Below are 5,779 nucleotides of genomic sequence, written 5' to 3' on the forward strand. Positions count from 1 at the left end.
GGGGCCAGGACACGAGGGTCGGCACGGCGGGGGAGGAACCGTATGTCTCCATCACGTCGGTCGAGCCCGAGGCGGAGTACCTGAGGCGGTGGGCGAAAATCGGCCGGTGGCTGCACGAGCACGCCGCGCCCGACGAGTCGATCGCGGTCCGCCCCGCAGGTGCGATACCGTACTTCTCGGAGCTGCGGACGCTCGACATGCTCGGGATCAACGATCGGGAGATCGCGCGCCTGCCGGTGCGCGCGGGGGAGAACAACGTCGGGCACGAGAGGCAGGTCGGGGCCGACTACGTCGTCGCGCGCGGCGTCACCTACTTCATCGGGAGTCCCGAGATCCGGCTCGAGCGCGCCGAGTCGATACCGCCGCGGACCGTCGAAGTCTTTCTCGGGGACTTCTGGTGGTACTTCTGGCCCGTCCAGCCGCGGGCCCGGATTACGCCCGGAGCGGGAGGGGACGGCTCCCCCTCCCGGCTCCTGGCGCCCGGGACCTGGTAAACCTCGAGAGGCCGCGCGATCCCGCCTCCGGACCCTAGTGCACCTGGATGTTGCCGCCGCCGACGCGGTGGGGTCCGGTGTTCGGGTTCGGCACGCGGGTGCTGGCGCAGAACAGATTGTTGATCCTCTCCGACCCGAACGACGGGAGGGTGCTGGAGTCGGACCAGCCGTTGGCCCCTTCGCCGTTGTCCATCGACGCGAACCAGATGAAGGTGCCGACCGGAACGGTCGGGTCGCTCGACTGGTCGACCCTCCCTCCCCACTTCGCCCGGTTGTGCGTGAGCGCGGGGACCTCCGGCGTCTGGACGAGCACCGGCGTGTCGATGACTCCGAGGCAGGTCACCGGCCCCGAGAACTTGTACACGACCCCCTCGTAGGTCTGCTGGTAGTCGTACCAGCCCGACACCGAGCCGTCGAGGTCCTTCTTCGCATTGAAGGTGAGGCGGTTCTCGATCGGCAGGGTGTTGGCGAAGATGTTGCCGTTCCACCCCGGCGGGATGGTGAACTGGTATCCGCCGGTCGCGAGCGCCACGTGGCCGTTGTTCGGGGGCAGCGCGGCGTTCTGTTCGAAATCCTCGGCCGGCTCGGCGGCGGCGCCGCCTCGCGCCAGCGGCATGGCCGCGGCGAACACGCCAACCGCCAGAATCGTCTTCAGCATGCGGGATCGTCTGCGCATCGTCTCCTCCAGAGAGTGAGTTCGTTTCACCGCCAAGTCATACGCGGAGGCGAGATGCGGGTCCATGGAGAGTGGATCGGCGTACGGCTTCCCGGGACGGCGGCACCGGATCCGGGGTCGATCTCGGGCGGACGCGGTCGACGCGATCGGAGGGGGACATCACGGATGGGGACCAGCGTACGGCTCAGAGTGACGAAACGGGTACGCGTGGCCGCCGATCGGCCGTAGGATGAGGCCGATGGACTCGAGATCGATCGATCTTGGCGCAACCGTCCGCGTGGTCCTGATCACTCTTGTGGTGTGGATCGGTCTGGGCGCGTTCATGGGGCTTCAGGTCCATTGGAGCGGCACTTCCGCGGGGACGCAGGTCGGCCTCTGGCCGGGGCTCGCCATCTCGGTTCAGAGATACCTCATCTACGCGCTCCTCACCTTCCCGGTCCTGTGGCTCTGCCGGCGATTCCCACCGACGTCGAAGCGCTGGATCCTCCCCGTCGTGGCTCACGCTCTGGGCGTGACCCTCTTCGTGCTCCTGTACGTCGCCCTGCGGACCCTCTCCGGCACGACGGTGGACCGGGCGACCCTCGAGCCCCTGCCGGTGTCGTGGGAGACGGCCCGAGCGCTGTTCCGCTCGAACCTGTTCGAGCAGTTCATGATGTACGCGAGCATCGCGACGACGGCGCTCGCCCTTCAGTACCACCGGGAGTCCCGGCGCCGCGAGCTGCACGAGGCGGACCTGAGGCGGCAGATGGCGGAGTACGAGCTCCAGGTCCTGAAGCTTCAGCTCCAGCCTCACTTCCTGTTCAACGCGATGAACGGCATCTCGACCCTGATGACCCGGGACACGAAGACCGCCCGCGAGATGCTCCTGAGGCTCAGCGATCTGCTGCGCACGGCGCTCGCCCACTCGGGGCGGAACGAGATACCGCTGGGCGAGGAGCTGGAGTTCGTGATGGCGTACCTCGAGATCGAGCGCATGCGGTTCGGCGAGCGGCTCAACGTGCAGATCCACGTCGACCGCGCGAGCCTCGCGGGACGCGTCCCCAACATGATCATCCAACCGCTCGTGGAGAACGCGATCCAGCACGGCATCGCGCGCATGCGCGCCGGCGGCACGCTGGCGCTCGCCACCGAGTGCGTCAAGGGGCGGCTCCTGATCACGATCAGCAACGACGGCCCGCCCGGAGCGGTCGCGGAGCCGCCCGCCACGGGCTCGGGGATCGGACTCCGCAACGCCCGCTCCCGCCTCTCGCAGCTCTACGGCGACGCCTACGAGCTCCGGCTGGTGGACCGCGATCGAGGGGGGGCCGATCTCCGGCTGGAGATCCCGTTCCGCTCCGGGGAGGCTCCCGCGTGAGCGGCCCGCTGCGATGCCTCATCGTCGACGACGAGGATCTGGCGCGCGAGGCGCTGCGCTCGAGCGCGGCCCTCGTGGACTCCCTCGAGATCGTCGGCGAGGCGGGCGACGGGGTCGAGGCCATCCGGTCCATCGAGGCGCTCCGGCCGGACCTGGTCTTCCTGGACGTGCAGATGCCCGAGGCGGGAGGGTTCGACGTGCTCGCCGGGCTGACCGCGAGGGGTTCGAAGCTGCCCCTGACGGTCTTCGTGACGGCCTACGACGAGTACGCCGTCCGCGCGTTCGAATCGCACGCGCTCGACTACCTCCTGAAGCCGATTCGAGAGGATCGCTTCAGGGATGCCGTCGCCGCGGCGAGAGCCCGCCTCGCGGCGGACATGGGCCTAAAGGCCGCCGAGCGGATGGCACGGCTTCTCGCCGGGGTCGATCGCCCGGACCCGGGGCCGAGGCGCATCCCGGTGAAGACGAACGGGCGGATCTCCTTCGTCCGGGTGGACGAGATCGAGTGGATCGAATCCGAGGGGAACTACGTGAGGCTGCACGTCCCGGGCGCCACGCATCTCGTGCGCGAGACGATGAACGGCATCGAGGCCCGCCTGGATCCGGCGCAGTTCATGCGCATCCACCGGTCCGCCATCGTGAACGTGGGCTTCATCGTCGAGCTGCGCCCGTGGTTCACCGGCGAGTACGTCGTGCGCGTGCGGAGCGGCAAGGAGCTAACGCTCACGCGCAGCCACCGGGAGAACCTGAGAAAGCTCATGGGGAAGGCGCCGACCTGACCCCCGTCACCTGGAAGATCGCAACCGGCTGCGCCTTCCCCTTCACGGTGATCGGCGGCAGCGGCTCGACCACGAACTTGCGATCGATGTCGGGGATCGCGTCGCGCGTCGCCCTGCTGACGAGGATCTGCGCCGCCTTCGCGTTCGCCTCGAGCCGCGCGGCGAGGTTCACATTGTCGCCGAGGACGGTGTAGGAGACGCGCCGCGCCGAGCCGGTGTTCCCGACGAAGACGTCGCCGGTGTTAATCCCGATCCCCGGATCGAACGTCCGCCTTCCCTGGGATCGCCAGGTCTCCTTGAGGTGCTCCATCGCCTCGCGCATCTCGAGGGCCATCCGGACCGCGCGCTCGGCGTGATCGTCCATCGGCACCGGATCCCCGAAGAAGACCATGATGGCGTCGCCGATGAACTTGTCGAGCGTGCCGCCGTGCTTGAACACGATCCCCGTCATCTCGGTGAAATACTCCTGGAGGAGCGCCGCGACCTCCTCGGGGGGGAGCGTCTCCGACATCGACGTGAAGCCGCGGATGTCGGAGAAGAAGATCGTCAGAGTCGCCTTGCGCCCGCCGAGCTTCACGAGCGTCGGGTCCTTGATCATGAGGCCGGCGACCGCCGGAGAGACGTAGCGTCCGAAGAGCCCCTCGATCTCGCGCTTGCGCCGCAGGTCGAGCGCGCGGTGCCACATCTGGCCGGTGACGAACGGAGCGCCGATCAGAAGAGCCCCCGGGACGAGGTCCACGACCCATCCGCGCGCCGTGAAGAGGTCCTGCGCCGCGAGGGCCCATCCGGCGAGCCCGAGCATCGCCGAGACGGCCGCCGGCCAGGGCTTGAGCCTCAGGATCACGAAGACGAGCCCGGCCGCGACGCCGAGCGCGACGAAGAAGAGAGTCTGCCGATTGCGGTCGCACGCGACGAGAGGGCGGCGCGAGAGGATCGTGTCGAGCGCGTGGGCGTGGATCTCGATGCCGTACATCTCGGCGCCGCTCACCTCGGTGCGCTCCCGGAAAGTCGTCGCGGCGATCCGCGAGCCGTGGAAGGGGACGGTGAACTGGTCGTGCTGGAGCGGGTGCATCGACCCGAGGAGGACGATCTTCCCGCGAACGACATCCGGAGGAAGATCGCCCTCAATCGCCCGCCAGAGGGGGATCTTCGGGAAGGTGCCGGGGGGGCCCGCGAAGTTGATCAGGATGCCGGTTCCGGAGGTCTCGAGCCGGAGCCCCCCGAAGGCGTAGGTCCCCGCCTCGATGGCGACCTCGGGTGGGCCCTCGGGGAAGGCGCGCGCGACGGCCGCCTCGGCGGCGATCGGCAGGACCATCGTCGTGTCGTCCCCCACGAGGGTGATCCGCGGCGGAGGGATGCGACGGACGACCCCGTCGTCGTCGGGAACGAGGTTGATGAACCCCTCGCCGATCTCCTCCGCGCGAAGCCCCGCAAACGGGTAGGCGGTGTTCGTCTCGGAGACGTCGGCGACGAGGAGGACGCGCCCCGACTCGCGGAGCGCCTGCTCGAGCGCCGCGTCCTCCGCCGCCACCGGGTCCTCCCGCGCGAAGACGACGTCGACGACCACCAGCGAGGCGCCGGCGCGCGTCAGGTTCGTGACCGCCCGCGCGTATTCGGATCGCGTGATGGACGACACGCGCCGGCCGAAGTGCGCGGCACTCTCCTCGTCGATGCCGACGAGGACGATGTCGGCGTGGGGCGGGAGCGGCCCGCGGAGCTGGAAGCGCGCGTCGACGAGGGCCGACTCCGCGCGGGCGAACGCCGAAGCTCGCCAGAGGCCGACCGTCGCGCCGACGACGGCGAGGGCGATCAGCGCCCCCTGGGCGCGGATCCTGCCGTGCGTCAGCCTTCGAGCGGCCATCGCCGCAGCCGCGGCCCCCGGACCCCCTCGACGCCGCCGACCGGGCTCTCGACGAGGATGATGACGCGGCAGTCCTTCAGGAGGTTCTTCCCCCCCGCCGCCTCGAGCCTGTCGGCGTCCGCGCGGCTCAGGACGATGTCGGCCTTGAGAGCTCCGGCGGCGCCGCCCGCCTTGATCCGGTACGGTCGGGGTCCGCGCCTCTGCGCGAGGGGGTCCGGCCCGGGGGCCGGCATCGCGGGGGGGGCGGAGGTCGGCCCTCCCGGCGCGAACGAGGCCTTCAGCCACATCGGGCGATCCCCGATCCGCTCGCGGAAGGACGAGAGCGATCCGGGGAGCGTGGCGTACGACGCCATCCCCATGTTCCGCAGCGCCTGGACGTCGACCGTGTCAGGGGACGCGATGACCGCTCCCGACTCGTCCACGACGCGAGGAAGGAGCGCGGGGGTCAGCCCCGTGCCGCGCGCGTCGATGACGATTCCGGTTGGCGCGTCGGGAGCCCCCGCCGGGGCGGCCGGGGGGGCGCCCGGCGCGGCGGGAGGGTCGCCCGTCGGGACGGCGGCCGCCGCGCTCGCCGGCTACATCAGCCCGTATATCTCGAAGGTGATCCCCTCCACA

Annotated in this window: 6 protein-coding genes; 3 read left to right on the top strand and 3 right to left on the bottom strand. The window is 70.0% G+C overall.

The window, feature by feature from the left end; genetic code table 11:
* On the top strand, positions 1-494 hold a 494-nt coding region (locus HY049_08570; GenBank protein MBI3448951.1), incomplete at its 5' end, for a hypothetical protein.
* A 34-nt stretch (positions 495-528) separates the two neighbouring features.
* Here the strand turns inward: HY049_08570 and HY049_08575 are convergent.
* On the bottom strand, positions 529-1,170 hold the full coding sequence (locus HY049_08575) for a hypothetical protein (GenBank protein MBI3448952.1): 642 nt from the start codon (positions 1,168-1,170) through the stop codon (positions 529-531).
* 238 nt (positions 1,171-1,408) lie between these two features.
* Here HY049_08575 and HY049_08580 point away from each other — a divergent pair, with 238 nt between their 5' ends.
* Both HY049_08580 and HY049_08585 read left to right on the top strand, forming a co-directional pair.
* Entirely contained in the window at positions 1,409-2,524 is a 1,116-nt protein-coding gene (locus HY049_08580; GenBank protein ID MBI3448953.1) for a histidine kinase, read from the top strand.
* Entirely contained in the window at positions 2,521-3,303 is a 783-nt protein-coding gene (locus tag HY049_08585) for a response regulator transcription factor (protein MBI3448954.1), read from the top strand. The genes HY049_08580 and HY049_08585 overlap by 4 nt, the downstream gene beginning before the upstream one ends.
* Here the strand turns inward: HY049_08585 and HY049_08590 are convergent.
* A complete protein-coding gene (locus tag HY049_08590) occupies positions 3,281-5,164 on the bottom strand; it encodes an adenylate/guanylate cyclase domain-containing protein (GenBank protein ID MBI3448955.1) in 1,884 nt (627 codons plus the stop codon). The genes HY049_08585 and HY049_08590 overlap by 23 nt on opposite strands.
* A complete protein-coding gene (locus HY049_08595) occupies positions 5,146-5,586 on the bottom strand; it encodes a hypothetical protein (GenBank protein ID MBI3448956.1) in 441 nt (146 codons plus the stop codon). The genes HY049_08590 and HY049_08595 overlap by 19 nt, the downstream gene beginning before the upstream one ends.
* Positions 5,587-5,779 lie beyond the last annotated feature (193 nt).

The sequence above is a fragment of the Acidobacteriota bacterium genome (assembly GCA_016195325.1).
Lineage (GTDB): Bacteria > Acidobacteriota > Polarisedimenticolia > JACPZX01 > JACPZX01 > JACPZX01.

Excerpts from the sequence above, each read along its gene's own strand:
- HY049_08575 (MBI3448952.1), bottom strand. The coding sequence starts at position 1,170 with ATGCGCAGACGATCCCGCATGCTGAAGACGATTCTGGCGGTTGGCGTG.
- HY049_08580 (MBI3448953.1), top strand. The coding sequence starts at position 1,409 with ATGGACTCGAGATCGATCGATCTTGGCGCAACCGTCCGCGTGGTCCTG.
- HY049_08590 (MBI3448955.1), bottom strand. The coding sequence starts at position 5,164 with ATGGCCGCTCGAAGGCTGACGCACGGCAGGATCCGCGCCCAGGGGGCG.